The 19,289-nt window shown below is 33.2% G+C and carries 19 protein-coding genes; 10 read left to right on the top strand and 9 right to left on the bottom strand.

The genetic code is table 11. The features are described from left to right. Positions 1-102 precede the first annotated feature (102 nt). The 3 genes from ASD98_RS16795 to ASD98_RS16785 all read right to left on the bottom strand — a co-directional run bounded on the left by ASD98_RS16795 (position 103) and on the right by ASD98_RS16785 (position 3,809). A complete protein-coding gene (locus ASD98_RS16795; protein WP_056206431.1) occupies positions 103-876 on the bottom strand; it encodes a carboxypeptidase-like regulatory domain-containing protein in 774 nt (257 codons plus the stop codon). Positions 877-1,125: 249 nt separating this feature from the next. After that, positions 1,126-3,036 carry a DEAD/DEAH box helicase gene (locus ASD98_RS16790; protein WP_056206430.1) on the bottom strand — a complete coding sequence of 637 codons (1,911 nt, stop codon included), beginning with the start codon at positions 3,034-3,036 and terminating at the stop codon, positions 1,126-1,128. 194 nt (positions 3,037-3,230) lie between these two features. After that, complete coding sequence (locus ASD98_RS16785; protein WP_056206427.1) at positions 3,231-3,809, bottom strand: non-canonical purine NTP diphosphatase; 579 nt, start codon at positions 3,807-3,809, stop codon at positions 3,231-3,233. A gap of 81 nt (positions 3,810-3,890) precedes the next feature. Here ASD98_RS16785 and ASD98_RS16780 point away from each other — a divergent pair, with 81 nt between their 5' ends. Continuing rightward, positions 3,891-5,669 carry an ABC transporter ATP-binding protein gene (locus ASD98_RS16780; protein ID WP_056206425.1) on the top strand — a complete coding sequence of 593 codons (1,779 nt, stop codon included), beginning with the start codon at positions 3,891-3,893 and terminating at the stop codon, positions 5,667-5,669. On the opposite strand, the gene ASD98_RS16775 is transcribed toward ASD98_RS16780, so the two are convergent. Further along, positions 5,650-6,033 carry a DUF2809 domain-containing protein gene (locus ASD98_RS16775; protein ID WP_056206423.1) on the bottom strand — a complete coding sequence of 128 codons (384 nt, stop codon included), beginning with the start codon at positions 6,031-6,033 and terminating at the stop codon, positions 5,650-5,652. The genes ASD98_RS16780 and ASD98_RS16775 overlap by 20 nt on opposite strands. Before the next feature lie 236 nt (positions 6,034-6,269). On the opposite strand from ASD98_RS16775, the gene ASD98_RS16770 reads away from it, so the two are divergent. The 5 genes from ASD98_RS16770 to ASD98_RS16750 all read left to right on the top strand — a co-directional run bounded on the left by ASD98_RS16770 (position 6,270) and on the right by ASD98_RS16750 (position 10,113). After that, complete coding sequence (locus ASD98_RS16770) at positions 6,270-7,448, top strand: glycoside hydrolase family 88 protein (RefSeq protein ID WP_056206421.1); 1,179 nt, start codon at positions 6,270-6,272, stop codon at positions 7,446-7,448. Between the two features lie 11 nt (positions 7,449-7,459). Continuing rightward, on the top strand, positions 7,460-7,864 hold the full coding sequence (locus ASD98_RS16765) for a hypothetical protein (RefSeq protein ID WP_056206418.1): 405 nt from the start codon (positions 7,460-7,462) through the stop codon (positions 7,862-7,864). A 204-nt stretch (positions 7,865-8,068) separates the two neighbouring features. After that, complete coding sequence (locus tag ASD98_RS16760) at positions 8,069-8,500, top strand: hypothetical protein (RefSeq protein ID WP_056206415.1); 432 nt, start codon at positions 8,069-8,071, stop codon at positions 8,498-8,500. A 141-nt stretch (positions 8,501-8,641) separates the two neighbouring features. After that, the gene (locus ASD98_RS24145; RefSeq protein ID WP_199866306.1) at positions 8,642-9,418 is read left to right on the top strand and encodes a hypothetical protein; all 777 of its coding nucleotides are present in this window, start codon (positions 8,642-8,644) and stop codon (positions 9,416-9,418) included. Between the two features lie 2 nt (positions 9,419-9,420). Further along, the gene (locus tag ASD98_RS16750) at positions 9,421-10,113 is read left to right on the top strand and encodes a hypothetical protein (RefSeq protein WP_056206414.1); all 693 of its coding nucleotides are present in this window, start codon (positions 9,421-9,423) and stop codon (positions 10,111-10,113) included. Positions 10,114-10,164: 51 nt separating this feature from the next. Here ASD98_RS16750 and ASD98_RS16745 read toward each other — a convergent pair whose 3' ends face one another. Together ASD98_RS16745 and ASD98_RS16740 are read right to left on the bottom strand one after the other, a co-directional pair. Then, positions 10,165-11,679 carry an FMN-binding glutamate synthase family protein gene (locus ASD98_RS16745; RefSeq protein WP_056206412.1) on the bottom strand — a complete coding sequence of 505 codons (1,515 nt, stop codon included), beginning with the start codon at positions 11,677-11,679 and terminating at the stop codon, positions 10,165-10,167. Positions 11,680-11,714: 35 nt separating this feature from the next. Beyond that, positions 11,715-12,494, bottom strand: a complete 780-nt coding sequence (locus ASD98_RS16740) for an NYN domain-containing protein (RefSeq protein ID WP_056206411.1) — start codon at positions 12,492-12,494, stop codon at positions 11,715-11,717. Between the two features lie 200 nt (positions 12,495-12,694). Here ASD98_RS16740 and ASD98_RS16735 point away from each other — a divergent pair, with 200 nt between their 5' ends. The 3 genes from ASD98_RS16735 (at position 12,695) to ric (ending at position 14,525) form a co-directional block, all read left to right on the top strand. Beyond that, on the top strand, positions 12,695-13,144 hold the full coding sequence (locus ASD98_RS16735; protein ID WP_056206410.1) for an Rrf2 family transcriptional regulator: 450 nt from the start codon (positions 12,695-12,697) through the stop codon (positions 13,142-13,144). Between the two features lie 24 nt (positions 13,145-13,168). Continuing rightward, positions 13,169-13,690 (top strand): azurin, encoded by a 522-nt coding sequence (gene azu / locus ASD98_RS16730; protein ID WP_056206408.1) that lies wholly within the window; start codon positions 13,169-13,171, stop codon positions 13,688-13,690. 112 nt (positions 13,691-13,802) lie between these two features. Then, complete coding sequence (ric, locus tag ASD98_RS16725; protein ID WP_056206406.1) at positions 13,803-14,525, top strand: iron-sulfur cluster repair di-iron protein; 723 nt, start codon at positions 13,803-13,805, stop codon at positions 14,523-14,525. Positions 14,526-14,823: 298 nt separating this feature from the next. Here ric and ASD98_RS16720 read toward each other — a convergent pair whose 3' ends face one another. Genes ASD98_RS16720 through nirK form a run of 3 tightly spaced genes read right to left on the bottom strand, consistent with a single transcriptional unit; the run spans position 14,824 to position 17,669 of the window. Then, positions 14,824-15,417 carry an SCO family protein gene (locus tag ASD98_RS16720; protein ID WP_056206403.1) on the bottom strand — a complete coding sequence of 198 codons (594 nt, stop codon included), beginning with the start codon at positions 15,415-15,417 and terminating at the stop codon, positions 14,824-14,826. 10 nt (positions 15,418-15,427) lie between these two features. After that, complete coding sequence (locus ASD98_RS16715) at positions 15,428-16,210, bottom strand: formylglycine-generating enzyme family protein (protein WP_056206401.1); 783 nt, start codon at positions 16,208-16,210, stop codon at positions 15,428-15,430. Positions 16,211-16,226: 16 nt separating this feature from the next. Continuing rightward, positions 16,227-17,669: a copper-containing nitrite reductase gene (gene nirK / locus ASD98_RS16710; RefSeq protein ID WP_056206399.1), complete on the bottom strand. Its 1,443-nt coding sequence runs from the start codon at positions 17,667-17,669 to the stop codon at positions 16,227-16,229. Between the two features lie 293 nt (positions 17,670-17,962). Between nirK and ASD98_RS16705 the strand changes: the two genes are divergently transcribed. Then, positions 17,963-19,222 carry an aminotransferase class I/II-fold pyridoxal phosphate-dependent enzyme gene (locus ASD98_RS16705; RefSeq protein WP_056206397.1) on the top strand — a complete coding sequence of 420 codons (1,260 nt, stop codon included), beginning with the start codon at positions 17,963-17,965 and terminating at the stop codon, positions 19,220-19,222. Positions 19,223-19,289: the final 67 nt, after the last annotated feature.

The following is a 19,289-nucleotide window of genomic DNA, read 5'->3' as shown; positions in this document are numbered from 1 at the left end:
TAAATCTATAAGACAGTAGAAAAAAATAAAATTGTTTTTTGACGAAAAAAAATCCTCAATTTTTAAATTGAGGATTTGTGCGTTTATTATAAAAGTAAAATTTTAATTCCTTTTTAATACTTTATATTGTTCATAGCAGCCACTTATGGCATCTAAAATCTGTAAGTCATTTGCAGATTGAATAAAGGCATCAGAATAGTTGCAGCGATGCATGATTTCAGGAATTTCATCTTTGCTAATTCCCAAAAGAACTGCTATGGTTTCACGATCGTATTTAGTTTCTAAAAGATTTCTAATTGTATCGTCTTTTTTCATGTCCTTAAGTTTTTTAAGTTCCCGGCTGTTTTTTCCAAAGAAATTATAAAGCATATCAGCAGGATTAAAAATAGAACCCAATACTTTTCCAAAAGCATTTGGAGAATATTCACCAGCTTCATAACCTTGTGTAAGGCCTGAAATACTGTAACGGTAATTTTCTTTCGTTGGGATTAACTTCGAATCAATTTCAAGATAACCGGTCAAATTAAAAGGAGCAATAACAACTTCTTCAAGAGCAATTGCTTTTTCAGTAAGCTGAATTCGAGTTACTTTATTTTTTATCCAGTCATTTGTTACTCTGATTCTAAGAGATTGAAATCCTAAAAGAGAGAAATGAATTGTATCATTAGGCTGTACATCAATTTCAAAATACCCTTTTGCATCAGATTTTGCGCCGCGTACTTTATTGGTGTTAATGATATTTACATTTGAAAGAGGCTGTTTGCTATCATCATTTATAATATAACCTGAAACCCTTTGCGGAGTTGTAGATTCAGCATCTTGTGCAAAACTTATGGCAGAGAATAGTAAAAAAAAGAAAACTGCGAAATATTTCATATCCTGATTTAAAGCACTAAAAGTAGTAAATCGAGATTAATTATTTCGCAGTCTTTGAATATAATTATCAGAAAATTAACAAAGCAGGCGGTCTCGCTTTTAGTATTAAGTAAAAAGGATGAGAAAGATTTAAATTAAGTTATTAGAATTGCAAAACTCATCAATTCAAATAAAGGGCTTCTGCATAAAAAAAATCCCAAATTCCAATTATGTCTGGAATTTGGGATTTTGTATTTAAGATAATTAAAATTAATCTCTTCTTGGTCTTCTTGGTCTTGGTGAATCACCAAAGCTTTCAGAACGTCTTGGAGCTCTATCAGAACTTCCTTCGTTTCTTGGAGCTGAGCTTCTAAAACCACCTTCTCTTTTAGGAGCAGATGAATTTCTATCGCTTCTGAAACCACCTTCTCTAGGAGCTGAATTTCTGTCGCTTCTAAAACCTCCTCCAGAACCTTCACGTCTTGGAGCAAAATTTCCTTCTCTTCTTGGGCCTCCAGAGCTTCTTCCGCCACCAGAACGTCCGTTATGGTCACGTCTTCCGCCGCCGTCATTTTTAGAAATTTCAACATTAATACGACGTCCTTCTAATTGTACGTTGTTTAATACTTCCATAACTTTATCAGTATGCTCAGGATCAGTGTTAAAGAAAGAGAAACCTTCTTTTACATCTACTTTGAAAACGTCATCACGACCTAAGTCTAACGTTTCTTTCAGGTAATCTTTAAGAGTCATCCAATCGAAGTTGTCTCTTGAACCAATGTTTACAAAGTAACGAACTGCTCCGTTATTATTGAATTCTCTTGGCTCAGAATCGCTTCTTTCGCGTCTTTCTCCAGATTGAGTTGAAATATCTCTGTTCTTTTTGTAGTAAGCAATAAAACGGTTAAATTCTACTGAAACCATTTTCTTAATCAATTCTTCTTTAGATAAACCTTCAAGAACATTGTTAATTGCTGGTAAATAGTTGTCAATTTCGTGATCAACCTCAGTATCCTTAATTTTGTTTGCTAAGTGCAATAATTGAATTTCGCAGATTTCAATTCCAGATGGAATAGATTTTTCTTCGAATTTTTGTTTGATGATTCTTTCGATAGAAGAAATTTTACGCAACTCACTTTTTGTAACAATTACAATAGAAGTTCCTAATTTTCCAGCTCTACCAGTACGTCCAGAACGGTGATTGTAAGTTTCAATCTCGTCAGGAAGCTGGTAATTTACTACGTGAGTAATATTATCAACGTCAATACCACGTGCAGCAACGTCAGTAGCAACAAGCATCTGAATTTGTCTTCCACGGAAAGATTTCATTACACCATCACGTTGCGCCTGAGATAAATCTCCGTGCAATGCAGCAGCGCTATATCCATCTTCAATTAATTTTTCGGCTACAGCCTGTGTATCTCTTTTAGTACGACAGAAAACCACAGAAAAAATATCTGGATTTGCATCGGCTAAACGTTTTAAAGCTTCGTAACGATCACGGGCATTTACTAAGTAAAATTCGTGAGAAACTGTTGCAGAACCTGAGTTCTTAGCACCAACAGTAATTTCTACCGGTTCGCTCATGAATTGTTTTGCAATTCTGGCAACCTCTTGCGGCATAGTTGCAGAGAACAACCATGTGCTTTTTTGATCTGGAGTATCTGATAAAATAGATACGATATCCTCATAAAATCCCATGTTCAACATTTCGTCAGCCTCATCCAAAATACAGTAATCTATATTTTTAATGTTTACTAAACCTCTGTTAATCATGTCTTGCATTCTTCCTGGAGTTGCCACAATAATTTGTGCTCCTCTTTTAATGTCTCTAGCTTGCTCTGTAATACTAGCCCCGCCGTAAACTGCTACCACATTAATACCTTTCTCGTATTTTGAGTAGTTTTTAAGTTCGTTGGTAATCTGTAAACAAAGTTCTCGTGTTGGCGATAAAACTAATGCTTGTGTATTTCTGTTGTCAGCATCAATTTTTTGAATTAGCGGAAAACCGAAAGCTGCCGTTTTCCCTGTCCCTGTCTGAGCCAACGCAACCATATCTGTGTCTTTTTCCAATAATAGGGGAATCGCTTTCTCCTGTACTTCTGACGGATTCTCAAATCCTAGATCTAAAATCGCCTTCAGTAACGATTCATTCAATCCTAATTGTTCAAATTTATTCATATGTGTATTTAAAATAGGGTGCAAAATTACTGTTAATATTCCACATAAACTAATGCATTTTTAAGAATTATACATTTGTTATGATTTGATTATCAAAAAGTTATGTTTATCGCAAAATCAATTTGATAAGAAAATGAATAATTTTACGTCTAGTAATATAAAATTTACCCTTTAAAATGTTGTATTTTAAACAATTATTTTGTGGAGTTCAGGAAATCAATTAGTTGCTGAGTTGCTTTTGCACGATGACTGATTTTATTTTTGATTTCTGAAGATAATTCGGCAAAAGTTTCACTGTAATTTTCAGGCTGAAATATCGGATCATACCCAAAACCATGATTTCCGGTTTTATTTAAAGTAATATTTCCTTTTGCCAAACTGGTAAAAAGATGCTGCTTTCCTTCTAAATTTAAAGCAATAACGGTCTTGAACTGTGCGCTGCGGTTTTCTTCATTTTTTAAAGCCTCCAAAAGCTTGTTCATATTATCGTCGGCATTTTTTTGTTCTCCGGCATATCGTGCGGAATAAACTCCGGGTTCTCCGTTTAAAGCTTTCACTTCCAAACCGGTATCATCAGCAAAACAATCATAACCATATTTTTCGGTTACATAATTGGCTTTTAAAATCGCATTGCCCTCGATTGTATCAGCAGTTTCAGGAATTTCTTCGTGACAGCCAATATCTTCTAAGCTTAATAATTGAATAGATCCGTTTAGAATGCTTTGAATTTCCTTGATTTTATTTAAATTATTTGAAGCGAAAACCAGTTTCATATTTTGTATATTTAGGTGTAAGACTATTTAAACACAAATTTAGAATTCTTATATTTGATATATTACCTAAAATTAAAATAAATGCAATTATCAGTACTGTATAAAAAAATAATGCCATTTGTAAAACCGTACAAAAAAATGGTAATTGCAACTTTACTGCTCACATTTTTAGGTTCATTTGCAGCGCAGGTAAATGCCTTAATATTAAAATATACAGTTGACACAATCAATAATTTAATGGTCGCGCATGAACCTTTATCAAAAGGATTTCATTTATTGGGTATAATTAGTATCGTATTGCTTACTAAAGAGTTGGTAAACTCAATTGTACAATTCGGGCAAAAATTCTACGGAGAAAAACTCCGTATTTTTATAACCCGTGATATCTCGCAGACAATTGTAGAAAAAATTCTAAGTTACAGAATGGAGTTTTATACTTCTGATGAAAATGAAAGCGGAAAACTCCAAACCAGAATAGATCTTGGGATTAGCAGTTTAACACGATTAGTTCAAAACTTTTTTATTGATATTCTGCCCTTATTTGCCAATGCTTTTGTGGCTTTGGTTATTATGTTTTATGCCAATGTTTATGTGGGTTTGGTAAGTTTGTGTATTATTCCGATTTACTTTTACATAAGTCAATTACAAGCTGCAAAACTGAGCGGTTTCAGACGAAGAATGCGTAATTATCGCGAAACCAAAAATAACGGAATCATAAGTTTAATAGAATCGATAACAGTAATTAAATCTTTTGTGCGCGAATCGACTGAAGCAGACCGCCATGAAAAAATTCAATACGAAATGACCGAAAATCAACTGGCAACCAGAAAAACCAGTTTTATTTTTGAAAGTATTAAAAGTTTTGTCGAGCAGATAGGAGTGGTGATTATCATAATTTTGACTGCTTATTTTGTTTTAAATAATCAAATGACAATTGGTGCCATAATGTTTCATATTATGTTGTTTAATAATGTTTCGTCGCCAATTAGACAATTGCACCGAATTTATGATGAAGTAAACGATGCTTTAATTTACTCAGAAGGTTTTTTTGATATTTTAGAATCTGAACAGGAAATAGAAACCAGCGGCGATTATATTCCGGAAAAAATTACCGGATTAATTGAGGTAAAAAATGTTGATTTTGTTTATCCAAACGGAACTCAGGCACTTTATGATATTAATTTTACAGTAAAACCTAACGAAACGACTGCTTTGGTTGGATTAAGCGGAGCCGGAAAAAGTACGATTATTAATTTACTGGATAAATTTTATCAGCCTTCATCCGGACAAATCTTTTTAGATGGAATTGATTTAGTGGATTATGACACTAATTTTCTCCGTAAAAATATTGGATTAGTACTTCAGAAAAATCACATTTTTAAAGGCACAATTGGGGAGAATATTTTATACGGAAATCCGGAAGCGTCACAACCGGAAGTTATTGAAGCTGCAAAACAAGCCTACATTCACGAACAAATTATTCAATTGCCAAAAGGCTATGATTCTGATGCGCATTTACTTTCTGGAGGACAGCAGCAGCGGATTGCTATTGCGAGACTTTTTCTGAAAAATCCGCCTATAATTTTTCTGGACGAACCAACCGCAAGTTTAGATGCAATTGCTACTGAACAAATTAAAAAATCTTTAGACGCAATTAAAAAAGACAGAACTGTGATTATTATATCGCATAGCATTTCTCAAATTATCGATGCCTCCAATATTATTGTTTTAGAAAAAGGAAGATGTGTCGAAAAAGGAACGCATGATGAATTGTATGATAATAAAGGAGCATATTATCAAATATTCATGGCAATGGCGAACAGCTTAAATATTGAGAAAATTACGCAGACTTTTGATTGAGGTAATTCAAAGCCTTTTTTTCAATAAGAAAAGCGATAATAATTCCAAAAGTATAAGCTAAAATATCTGACCAGAGAAAACCTTGCCCCAATACATATCTTCCAAAAAGTGTTTTTCGAAGTTCAATAATCCATTCTGCCTGATAAAGCTGCAAAAACTCGATGCAGTAACATAGTAAAAGAGAAAATAAAGCAACTATAAGGGCTTTTTTATTTGGAAGAAATATTCTAACCAAAAAATAAATCATAACGGCATAAAGAAAGTCGCCAATCCATAAAGGAATAAAGGAGATTTTCCTTGAAAGGATTCCAAGAAGAATGGTGCAGAGAAATAAAACGAAATACTGGATTCTGGATTTTTTCAAAGTTCTAGGTAGGTTTGGTTAGGAGCAAATGTATATTAAATCTGTTTAAATCTGCGTGCCATTACGGTCCAGCTTTTCAACTTTTGTTAGTGCGGTTGCTTCCGTTCCTCGCAATGACAAGAAAAAAAGTAAAATAAAATACATTTTTAGGGAACGAAAAATACAAAGACTAAAATAAGTTTACTTTATTTCATAAATTTATCGTTTCGAAAAACTATCTATCTAAAAATAACCACATGAATGCAAAATTTTTTACTCTGATTACAGCTTTATTTCTTCTTGGAAATCAGGGTTATTCTCAAAAAGACAATTCGTTTAATGTTAAAAGACAATTGGATTATTGCGCAGAGCAGGCTTCAAAAACATTAAAAGTAATTCCGGATGACGGAACTTCGCCAAGAACGGTTCCGAATGGAAGCAAAGACTGGAAATTTGTAAATTACAAAGACTGGACAAGCGGATTCTGGCCTGGAGAATTGTGGTTTTTGTATGAAGCTACAAAAGATAAAAAATGGGAAAAAGAAGCAGATAAATTTACTCGTTTCTTAACGCCTTTGTCTGTTAGTAAAGCTGCCGATCACGATTTGGGTTTTCAGGTTTTTAATAGCTTCGGAAACGGATACAGATTGACAAAAAATGCAGCATACAAAGAAATCATTTTAAAAACAGCCGATACTCTGGCAACACTTTTTAATCCAAAAGTGGGAACAATTCAATCTTGGCCTCACAATAAAATGGGAGGCCACAACACAATCATCGATAATATGATGAATTTAGAATTGTTGTTTTGGGCATCTAAAAATGGCGGAAATAAAAAACTGTATGATATTGCTGTAAAACATGCCGAAACGACAATGGCAAATCATTTTAGACCAGATAATACTTCATATCACGTTATAATTTATGATTATGAAACCGGTAAAAAAATAAAAGGAAGAACCGCGCAGGGTTATAGCGATGATAGTATGTGGGCGCGCGGGCAGGCGTGGGCAATTTACGGATTTACAATGGTTTACAGAGAAACAAAAGATCCTAAATTCCTTGATTTTGCACATAAACTGACTCGTGTTTATCTGGATAAATTGACAACAGAAGATTTAGTTCCGTATTGGGATTTTAATGCACCAGATATTCCAAATGCTCCAAGAGATGCTTCTGCGTCAGCAATTGTTTCTTCTGCACTTTTAGAATTAAGTTCTTATACGAAGGATAAAACACTGAAAAACGAATATTTGACAAAATCTAAAAAAATGATTGTTTCGCTTTCAAATAATTACCAAAGTCACGATGTGAATTCAGCATTTTTATTGCATTCAACTGGTCATAAACCTGCCGGAAGCGAAATTGACTGCTCTATAAACTATGCAGATTATTATTATCTTGAGGCTCTTTTAAGACTTCAAAAATTAAAATAAAATTTTAAATTATGAATAGGAAAGTAAGTCAGATTATATGTACCGTTATTATGGTTTTGATGCTTGTAAGCTGTAAAAACGCAAAACAAAAACTTCAGGAATATGTAATAACTTATAACAGTACAGCTGCAAATTTTAAAGCTGAAGATGTTACGCTTACAACTGCAAGAGGATATATTAATGATGATAAAATCGAATTGCGATTTGAAACTAATTTAGGACAAAATGCAGCTAATAAAGCAAAAGCGGAGTCGTCGTTTCCGAAACTATTAAAAGAAATGATTAACAAAGATCAAATTCCTAAACAACTGGTTGAAGAAGGTGTTCAGTTTGATACCTATTTTTTAGCCGATGATAATACCGTTTTTGTAAAACAAATAATCAACAAAGAATCTCTGGCTGAATTGCTAAAATAATATTCAGCTTATATTTATTAAATCCTCTTCAAACAATTTTAAAGAGGATTTTTTTAGTTATTAAGTTAATTCTTTTCATTCTTTCATTAAGACAATTGATTTGTAGTTAAATAGTTACATTTTAAACTTTTACGGCTTCACTTTGCTTTTGTGTTATAATTTTGTTATGTTTGAGTTAAAAATAAACCAAAAACCTAAAAAATTATGAAAAAAATTACCCAAATCGCATTTGCTTTTGCTATTGCATTATTGCTGGTAAGTTGTAAAAATACCAAGCAAAAAATTCAGGAACATGTAAGTACCTACAATAACTCATCTTCCATAAAAGGTAACGGGATTACCAGTACTTCTGCGAAAGCATTTTTAAATGATAATAAAATTGAAATTAGAATTGAGACAAACTTAGAAGGTGATGAAGCTAATAAGCAGGCCGCTGCTAATTCATTTCCTGATTTGCTAAAAGAAATGATTAAGAATGATCAGATCTCTACAGAATTAATTGGCGAAGGTGTAAAGTTTGATGTTTACTTTTTGGCCTACAATAATATTATTTTAGCTAAAAGAACAGTTGATAAAGAAGAATTAGCAGTTTTAGAAGGAACTGCAGCAGGAAATAAGGAAACAGCCAAACTTTAAGTTAAAATTAAAGTATTGAAAATAGCCTCTTTGTAAATCAGAGAGGCTATTTTCTTTTGGTTAAGAAAAATAATTCTTTTGGATTAATTCTAACATTAAGTTATGTTTGTGTAAAAGTCTACTTAATAAAATTTTAAAACTATGATCAAAAAAATTACCCAAATCACATGCACGATTGCTATTGCTTTGTTTTTAGTAAGCTGCAAAAATACCAAGCAAAAAATTCAGGAATACGTTAATACGTTTAATAATTCGAGTGCGCTTTTTCATAATGATATTATCAGCAGCGCAAGTGCAAAAGCTTTTTTAAATGAAAATAAAGTTGAAATAAGAATTGATACTAATTTAGAACAAAACGAATCCAGTAAATCTATTTATAATCAAATGTTTCCGGCTTTACTTAGTGAAATGTTGAAAAGCGATGAAGCCTCAATGGAACTAATTAAAGAAGGAGTTACATTCGAAATGTTTTTTTTAGCCAATAATAGTACAATACTTGCTGAATTGAAAGTAGATGAAAAAGAGTTAAATCGAATATTAAGCAAAAATGCTACAACTTCTATAGATAGAAAAGAACTTTCAAGTTCTGGTATGAATCCTGAGATGCAGCAAATGCTGGCTATAATGAACCAAAATATGCCAATTGTAAATGAAGACGGAACAAAAATCCTGAAAATTGAAATTAGCGATAAAAATGAATTGGTTTATAAAATTGAAGTGCCAAAACAATATTCTGAATTGCTTAAAGGAGAAGGAGCAAAAGTTTTAATGAAAGAAAGTATTTTGAGAAGCAGTGATTTAAAAACTATTCTGGGGTCTATACAGCGTTATAACATTACAACAATAAAATATGTATACCAGGATACAAAGGGTAAATTGGTAAATGATATTGTTTTGACAGGAAAAGACTTGAAATAATCATGGACGAAAGATCAACCTGGAGAACCGTATTAAGTGTTTTATCTGTTATAATTTTAGGTGGCAGACTCTTGTATACTTGTTCCAATATGAATAAGCCCCGTTATGAAAATGATCCTGTAATGGAAAGTTTTCGAAATTCTCAGGAAGCCATGAAAGAGAATTTTAGACAGCATCAAGAAATGCAAAGGAAAATGTCTAATGCTATATTGTATTCTAATTATGAAAGTTTAGATAGTTTATCGGCTTTGCAAAAAGATAATTACGGTATTCAAAAGCTAGCAAAAGATTCACTAATATACATTGCATTAGATACTCAGATAAAAATACCAAAGGATTTTTATCTTCAAAACAGGCACGATGATTCCTTGCGAATGGCGTTTAAATCGCCGGATAATCTAAATGTTTTTATTCACGATTTTGAATCTAAAGGAGAAATAGAACCAAGTTTTAAAAGCTTAAAAAACAGTGCTAATCTGCAAAAGTTTAAAGTAGAAAATACTATTGGAGATGTTAAGGCGATATCATACAAAATAACCAAAGAAAGTAAAAGATATAATGGTTATGCTTTATGCTTTAAAAACGACGGATATCTTAATTTCTACGAATTCGAAAGTAATAAACTTCCTCTTGATAAATTAAAAGGGCGTGCAATTGAATTCTTTTCTCAAAATTTGAAAGAGAAGAAAAAATAGATTTCTTAAAATTAAAAAAGCCTCTTTGTAAATGCAAAGAGGCTTTTTGTTTTAATTACGTTTGGTAACGTTTGTCAAATTATCAGGGAAGTACAATTCTGATAGATTTGTAAATTCATCACCACGCATAAAGATATTAATGTCTACATCTGCAAAAGATGTTTTTCCGGCCGCGGCCAAAAGTTCGTTTGCAGAATGAAGTGTATTTTTATGAAAATGATAAACACGATCTGATTTATCGGTTACAACCAAACCTTTCATCAGCATTTTGTTTTGAGTGGCAACTCCGGTTGGACACTCATTATTATGACAGCGCAAAGCCTGAATACAGCCCAAAGAGAACATGAAACCTCTAGCACTATTACACATATCTGCTCCTAAAGCAACGGCGTGCAGGATTGAATATCCCGAAATAATTTTTCCGCTTCCTATAATGCGTATTTTGTCACGAATATTTAAACCAATTAATGTTTTGTTTACGAAAATCAAAGCCGGTTCAAAAGGCATCCCTACGCCATCTGCAAATTCTAAGGGTGCAGCTCCGGTTCCACCTTCGGCACCATCAACCGTAATAAAATCAGGGTAAATATCTTCGGCGATCATTTCGTGACAGATTGCCTCAAATTCAGCTGTGTTTCCAATACATAATTTAAATCCAATAGGTTTTCCATTTGATAAATCACGTAATTGTTTCACAAAATGCAGAAGTCCTTTAACATCAGAAAAAGCATGATGTCCGGGAGGAGAAAGGATCATTGTGTGTGGCTCAACACCTCTTATTTTAGCAATTTGTTCCGTATTCTTAGCGGCCGGAAGTACACCGCCATGTCCTGGTTTTGCACCTTGCGAAAGCTTAATTTCAATCATTTTAACATTCGGAAGATTGGCTTTTTCTGAAAACTTTTCAGGGCTGAAATTTCCTTCGGCATCACGGCATCCGAAATATCCGGTTCCTATCTGCCAGGTAATATCTCCGCCTCCGGCAAGATGAAATTCAGTTAAACCTCCTTCTCCTGTATTTTGATAAAAGTTTCCTTTTTTAGCACCAATATTTATGGCACGAACCGCATTTTCGCTCAGTGAACCAAAACTCATGGCCGAAACATTAAATAAAGAAGCTAAATAAGGTTGTTTACAATCTTTTCCGCCAACTAAAACACGCGGTAATTCTTCATTTACTTTTGCCGGAAAAATAGAATGCTTTATACCTTCATAAGTTTCAGTATTTAAGTTTTGCTGTGTTCCAAAAGGCGTACTCGAATCAATATTTTTGGCTCTTTGATAAACAAGTGAGCGCTGGTTTCGTGAAAAAGGTTTTCCGTCTGTAGATCTTTCGATAAAATACTGCTGAATTTCCGGAGCAATCATTTCAAATAAATATCTGAAATAACCCAAAACCGGAAAGTTCCTTAAAATAGCATGTTTTTTTTGAGAAGCATTATAAGCTCCAATAATCAATAAAATTGGGATAATAAAAACGAGTAGATAACCTCGACCCGTGTAATGATAAATTGCAAGAACAATTAGAAACAATAAGAATCCGTAAATAAAGAATTTTTTTCTCATGTTTAGATAATAATAGTAATAAGGTAATAATTTAATTAGTTGAACCGTAATCTGACATAGACATGTTTAATGCCTTTTTTATCAGATTCTCTTTCGTCGATTTCAAGAATATCGGTTAATGATTTGAGCATTGGCGTAAGCTTAGAATAACCATAATTCCTTGGGTCAAATTCTGGTTTTTTCTTTACTATCAAATTGCCGACATCGCCAAGAAATGCCCATCCGTCATCATCTTCAATATCTTCAATTGTAGCTTCGATAAGGTCAATGGTTTGTTTGTCTACTTTGTGAAGTGCTTTTTCGGCAGGTTTTTCTACAGGTTTTTTGGTGTCTGTTGTGGCTGCTTTTGGTTTTTTCTTTTGAATGGCGCCGTCTAAAACCTCAATATAAATAAATCTGTCACAGGCAACAATAAAAGAACTTGGGGTTTTCTTTTCGCCAATACCAATTACTTTCATACCAGATTCTCGAAGCCTAATCGCCAGACGGGTAAAATCGCTGTCGCTGGAAACAATACAAAAACCATCTAATTTTCCAGAATAAAGCAAATCCATCGCATCGATAATCAATGCCGAATCCGAAGAATTTTTTCCAACCGTATAACTATATTGCTGAATAGGAGTAATAGCATGCTCCAGTAAAACCGCTTTCCATCCGTTTGCATTTGGCTTGGTCCAGTCTGCATAAATTCGTTTTGTTGTTGGAGTTCCAAACTTTGCAATTTCTTCCATCATCCCCTTTACATTGCTGTAGGGCACATTATCCGCGTCAATAAGAACAGCTAATTTTAATTCTTTTGAATTGCTTACAGGCATTTTTTAGGTATTAGAAATTAAGTACAATCAAAGTTAAAATTAAAATTCGTTTTTAGGTGAATTTGTTGGTGAATAAGTGTTTTTGACCGTGTTAATTATTTTGGTTATAAATAAGGTTTCTGTTATAAAAATTAATTAAAGATAAATTTGTCTTTTATAACAAATTTGAATACATTTGTAAGGAATTAATTAATCAGTATATGTTTTCAAAAGCGTGTGAGTACGGAATTAGGGCTTCTATTTTTATAGCAACCAAATCTTCGGAAGGAATTAGGGTTGGAATAAAAGATGTTGCTAAAGAAATTGATTCGCCTGAACCTTTTACTGCCAAGATTATGCAGATTTTAACTAAAAACGGAATCATTTATTCGGCAAAAGGAGTAGGAGGCGGTTTTGAAGTTTCGAACGAAGCATTAAAATCGATAAAATTAATTCAGATTGTCGATGCCATTGATGGAAATGCTATTTATAAAGGCTGTGGAATTGGCCTGAAAGAATGTTCTGAAATTCATCCTTGTCCCGTACACAATCAATTTAAAAAAATACGCGAACTGCTTTTGGCTATGCTCACTAATACCACTTTAGAAGAGCTGGCGCTTGGCGTAAATTCTGGAGATTTTTATTTAAAGATCTTTAATAAACCCGAATAAATCTTATAATTTAAATACATAATAATGAATAAAAGAGTCACAATTTCGATGGTAATGCTAATGGGATTTTTAGCAGTAACTTCTTGCGGAAAGAAAGAAGCAGCTCCTGCTGAATCAACAGAAATAAATGAAACAACATCAGATGAAGGTGTAAAGCCCGAAGCTGGAATTGAAAACGTTTTGGTTATTGAAGGAAATGATCAAATGCAATTTAATAAAAACGAACTAAAAGCTGTTGCCGGAAAACCTATTAAACTTACTTTAAAACATGTAGGTACAATTCCAAAAGAAGCTATGGGACATAATTTAGTAATTTTGCAGGAAGGAACAGATGAAGCTGCTTTTGCTGCAAAAGCGATAGAAGCAAAAGCTACAGATTATATTCCTGCTTCTGAAAAAGCTTCTATTGTTGCTCATACAAAATTATTGGGCGGAGGTGAAGAAGATACTATCGAATTTACAATTGATAAAAAAGGAACATACAACTTTTTATGTACTTTTCCTGGTCACGTGGCTATGATGAAAGGAGTATTAATTGTCGAATAAATTATAAACTCCAAGCCTTATTTTGGTATGGAGTTTTTTTTAAAACCAATAAAAGATAATTTTGTCTTTTATTTAAAGCAAAAAGAAATATCAATATTAATTTTTACGAAAAATGGAAAATTTAAAAAACAAAACCATCGGATCATTTGTGGCTCAGGATTATAGAACTGCTGCTGTATTTTCTAAATATAAAATAGATTTTTGCTGTAAAGGAAACAGAACGGTTTCTGAAGTATGTGAGAAGGAAGAAATTAATTCTGATGCACTGCTTCAAAGTATTTATGATGTTTTGCAATCAGAAAATAACAGCGGAATTGATTTTAATTCATGGCCTTTAGATTTATTAGTAGATTATATAGAAAAAACGCATCATCGTTATGTGGAAGAAAAAACACAGGTTCTGTTGACTTTTCTAGATAAATTATGCAAAGTTCACGGTTCAAATCACCCTGAATTATTTAGAATAAATGAATTATTTACTGGATGCGCAGGAGAATTGGCTCAGCACATGAAAAAGGAAGAACTGGTTTTATTTCCTTTTGTAAAAAGAATGGTAAAAACGAAAGTTGCCGACGGAATTTTATCACAGCCTTCTTTCGGAACGGTTTCAAACCCAATTGCCATGATGATGCACGAACATGAAAATGAAGGAGACCGTTTTAGAGAAATTGCAGATTTGACTAACAATTATACGCCTCCGGCTGATGCATGCACGACCTATAAAGTGACTTATGCAATGCTAAATGAATTTGAACAAGATTTACATAAACATATTCATTTAGAGAATAATATTTTGTTTCCAAAGGCGGTTGCTCTGGAAGAAGAATTTGCTTAACTATAATTTTAACTACAGAAGAAAAACACCGATAATAATACTATTTATCGGTGTTTTTTATATAGTGAATTTGTTATTTTCAATGAATTGAGATTTACTTAAACACATAGAAACATAGGTTTTAGAATATTTATAAAAAGAGAATTTAAAAAAATCTAGATTTTTACACATAGCTATTTTTGTTAATGCAAATGAAATGTCTTTTTTAAGTTTACAAAATCTATGTTTCTATGTGCTAAAAAAAAAGCATACCAAAAAATATGGATATGCTTTTTCACTAATCAACCTATTCAAAATTTTAAATCTTTTCTGCTTCTTTATTTATAGTTTCAATTGTTTTTTCATTGTTTACACCTAAACCTTCCTGCTGAAAAACTAATTCTCCATCTGGATTAAAAACGCTTATAATATTAGAATGCGAAAAATCTACAGGAGATATTTGTTTGTAATTAACGGCCAAAACAGCCGCAAATTCGCGAGTATCTTCTTCAGATGAACGAAGAAAAAGCCACGGATCCTGATTCATTTTATTTAAAATGGCAAAAGCTTTTAATTTTTCCGGCGTATCTGTTTTAGGATCAATACTTACTAAAATAAGTTTTACATTCTTTTTGGTGTTATTGTTAAGTTTTGCTTCAATATCCCGCATATCTGCAACTAATCTTGGGCAGGCGGCTTTGCAGCTTGTGTAAATCATTACCATAACAAGTACATTTCCTCTAAGGCTTTTAAGTTCAATATCATTTCCGTTTTGAGTCGTCCATTTTGATGGAAGATTATAGATGGATAAATCACTTATTTCCTTTTTTGTTACCGCAGTCTCTTTTTTATTTTCTTTACAGCTTTGTGCAGCAAACAGAAGAATAAAAACCGCAATTATTGTTTTTTTCATTGAAATTAATTTAAAGATTAACTTTTCGTTTTGTTGAACTGGCACACCTAAAACCAAGATTTCGGGTTGAATATTGCGCTTTAAGGCTTCCTCTAAAAGCGTAACGCATAAATGCAGCATAATCCGTTAAATCTGATGCATTTACAGAAGCGCTTCCGCAGAATAAATTGGTATCGCTGCTTTTGTCTTTTCTCGATTCTCCGGATAAAAAGATGCTGTTAAAATCGGATGTCCATTCCCAAACCAAACCATGCATATCGTAAACTCCCCAATAATTTTTAAACGTTTTTCCCACCTCATTTTCATAAGTTTTCGACTTTTCATACCAGGATAAAATGTAATTATTGAATTCTTTTTTGGTTCTGGCATCAATTGTTTTTGCATCGGACATCGCGGCATATTCCCATTCATCTATTGTTGGTAAACGTTTTCCCTGACATTCGCAGTATTTTTTTGCAGCAAACCAGGAAACAGCTGTTATCGGAGAATTTGATTTTGAACTGCCAAAATCAAAATCATTTTCCCAGTAAGACAAATAAGTTTTATCGGCAAAAATTCCTTTAATTTTTGATTTACTATACCCTGGATTTTTTTTAATGAAGCTCAAAAAGTCGGCATTGGTAACAGGATAAATGTCTAAATAAAAAGATGCTACAGATACCGGTTTTTTTGAAGAGGCTCCGTAAAGAGGAACAAAACGTCCCTCTTTAATCAGAACCATCCCAATTTCCTGAGCTTTTGTTATGCCTGTAAGCATCAGGAAAAAGGCAAGAATGAAAATATGTTTTTTCATGCTTTATTTTTGATTATTAGCGCAGTGCTTTTACCATTTCCGGAGTAATTTCTGTTTTGTTATTACCCCAGCTGTTATAGATATAAGTAAGAACGTTTGCTATTTCATCGTCAGATAAATTTTGGGCAGGCATTACATTATTGTATTTTTTTCCGTTAACGCTTACTTCTCCCGTTAAGCCATGCAAAATTGTTTTAATAGCACGTTTTGAGTCGGCATTTAAATAATCTGATTTTGCAAGAGGAGGAAAAGTGTTCGGAATTCCCTGTCCTTCAGATTGGTGACAGGCGAAACAAGTTGTACCAAAAATTTCTTTTCCAATTTTTATTCTCTCTTCGGTAGTTCGTTTAGGTGTTGCAGCTTTTGCAGTAGTACTTTCAGGCATTTTTTGAATCGTTCCGCCTTCTGGCAGATAAATTCCTTCCTGAATCGTTCCGGAATAAATGTTTTTATTTTCTTTTCCTTCCACTTTCAGCATTCCTAGCGCTCCTTTATTAAAGGCTCTAAAAATAGAATGGTCAACCAGAATAAAAGTTCCCGGAGTTTCTACTTTAAAGTCTACAATTGCAGCACCGCCGGCCGGAATTAAAGTGGTTTGAACGTTTTTATTAATTACGTTTCCGCCCTCAAGATGAACGTGGTCGAATATTTCTCCAATAACATGAAAAGAAGATACTAAGTTTGGACCGCCGTTCCCTACATATAAACGTACTGTTTCTCCAACTTTGGCCGTTAGCTCGTTTCCGTTTGTGAGCGAACCTACTTTTCCGTTAAATACAACATAATCAGGAGTTTCTTTTACGGCTTTATTCATATCGAATGGCTGCAGACCTTTTACGCCATATTCGCCCTGCGTATAGAAATCGCCCTGCATAACATAATATTCCTTGTCAACAGGAGGAAGCCCGCCTTCTGGTTCAACCAAAATTAAACCATACATACCATTTGCAATATGCATTCCCACAGGTGCTGTTGCACAATGATATACATACAATCCCGGATTGATAACTTTAAAGCTGAAAACTTTTTCATGTCCCGGGGCAACAAGAGAAGAAGTCGCTCCCCCGCCAGGTCCGGTTACAGCATGTAAATCAATATTATGCGGCAGTTTATTGTCGGGATGGTTTTTTAAATGAAACTCTACTTCATCGCCAACACGTGTTCTGATAAAACTCCCCGGTACAGAGCCTCCAAATGTCCAATACGTATATTTTACTCCATCGGTCATTGTACCTTCCTGCTCTTTGATTTCCATGTTTAATTTTAGTTTCATGGCAGTTCTGTTTCCCACGGGTTTTGGCACCATTGGCGGAGCCGTAAGTTCAGCATTCATTTCTCCTTCGGTCATTATATCAGTATAATTTACTGATTCTTCTTTTTTACAGCTTCCTAAAAGAATAGTAAAAAGTAAGCATAACAACATGTTCATTTTAATCGAAATGTCATTTTTCTTTTTCATAAGGTTTTGGTTTTATTTAGTTTTAAATCAGGAGTAAAAATAAAGGACTATTTTATCTTTTATTATGATAAAAGTCATGAAATACTTACTAATAAAACCTTTATATTAAATTAATGCGTACACTTTTATTACACTTAATTGTTTTAAATTCAATTCTTTAAGCAGATGTAAATTTTTTGTAAATTAATATTTTGATATTTTTTTAATAAAAACAAATGCCCAACTCTATTTTAGAATAATAATCATTATTTTTGCGACCTGTATAAATAAAATTATTACTTCAAAATATATTTATGGTAAAAGATTTATTCGAAAGAATTCAGGACAATAAAGGACCTTTAGGAAAATGGGCTTCTCAGGCAGAAGGTTATTACGTTTTCCCAAAGTTAGAAGGAGAGTTGGGTCCGAGAATGACGTTTCATGGAAAAAATATTTTAAACTGGAGTTTAAATGATTATTTAGGTTTAGCTAATCATCCAGAAGTTCGTAAAGCAGATACAGAAGCAGCAATTCAATATGGTGCGGCTTATCCTATGGGAGCTCGTATGATGTCTGGACACACAACTTATCATGAACAATTAGAAAATGAATTAGCTGATTTTGTAATGAAAGAGTCAGCCTATTTGTTGAATTTTGGTTATCAGGGAATGGTATCTATTATTGATGCCCTGGTTACAAAAAATGATATTATTGTTTATGATGTAGATTCACATGCTTGTATTATTGATGGTGTTCGTTTGCATATGGGTAAACGTTTTACATACAAGCACAATGATCTTGAAAGTATGGAGAAAAACCTGCAGCGTGCTACTAAAATGGCCGAAGAAACAGGCGGAGGTATTTTATTTATTACCGAAGGTGTTTTTGGAATGCGCGGACAGCAAGGAAAACTGAAAGAAATTGTTGCAATGAAGCAAAAATACAATTTCCGTTTATTAGTTGATGATGCGCATGGTTTTGGGACACTTGGTAAAACAGGTGCCGGAGCAGGTGAGGAGCAGGGAGTTCAGGATGATATCGATGTTTACTTCTCGACTTTTGCAAAATCAATGGCAAATATTGGAGCTTTTGTTGCTGCAGATAAAACAGTTATCGATTACTTAAAATACAATTTACGTTCGCAGATGTTTGCAAAAGCATTGCCAATGATTCAAACAATTGGTTCTTTGAAACGTTTAGAGTTATTGCGTAATTCATCTTCAATTAAAGATAAACTTTGGGAAAATGTAAATGCATTACAAAGCGGTCTTAAAGAAAAAGGATTCAATATTGGAGACACAAATACTTGTATTACTCCGGTTTATTTAGAAGGAAGTATTCCTGAAGCAATGGTAATGGTAAACGATTTAAGAGAAAACTATGGTATTTTCCTTTCTATTGTTGTTTATCCGGTTATACCAAAAGGAATTATTTTGTTAAGAATGATTCCAACGGCTTCTCATACTTTAGCAGACATCAAAGAAACATTAACTGCTTTTGAAGCTATTCGTGAGAAATTAGTTAACGGAATTTATAAGGAAATTGCAGAACGTACAACAGTAGACGTTTCGTAATTAATTTAAATAATAGATTTCCTTAAGTGGAAATTATGTAAAAAAATCCATTTGTTATACGAATGGA

It is taken from the genome of Flavobacterium sp. Root186 (genome assembly GCF_001428525.1).
In the GTDB taxonomy this organism is placed as follows: domain Bacteria; phylum Bacteroidota; class Bacteroidia; order Flavobacteriales; family Flavobacteriaceae; genus Flavobacterium.
This window is presented reverse-complemented; position numbering and strand designations above follow the sequence as displayed.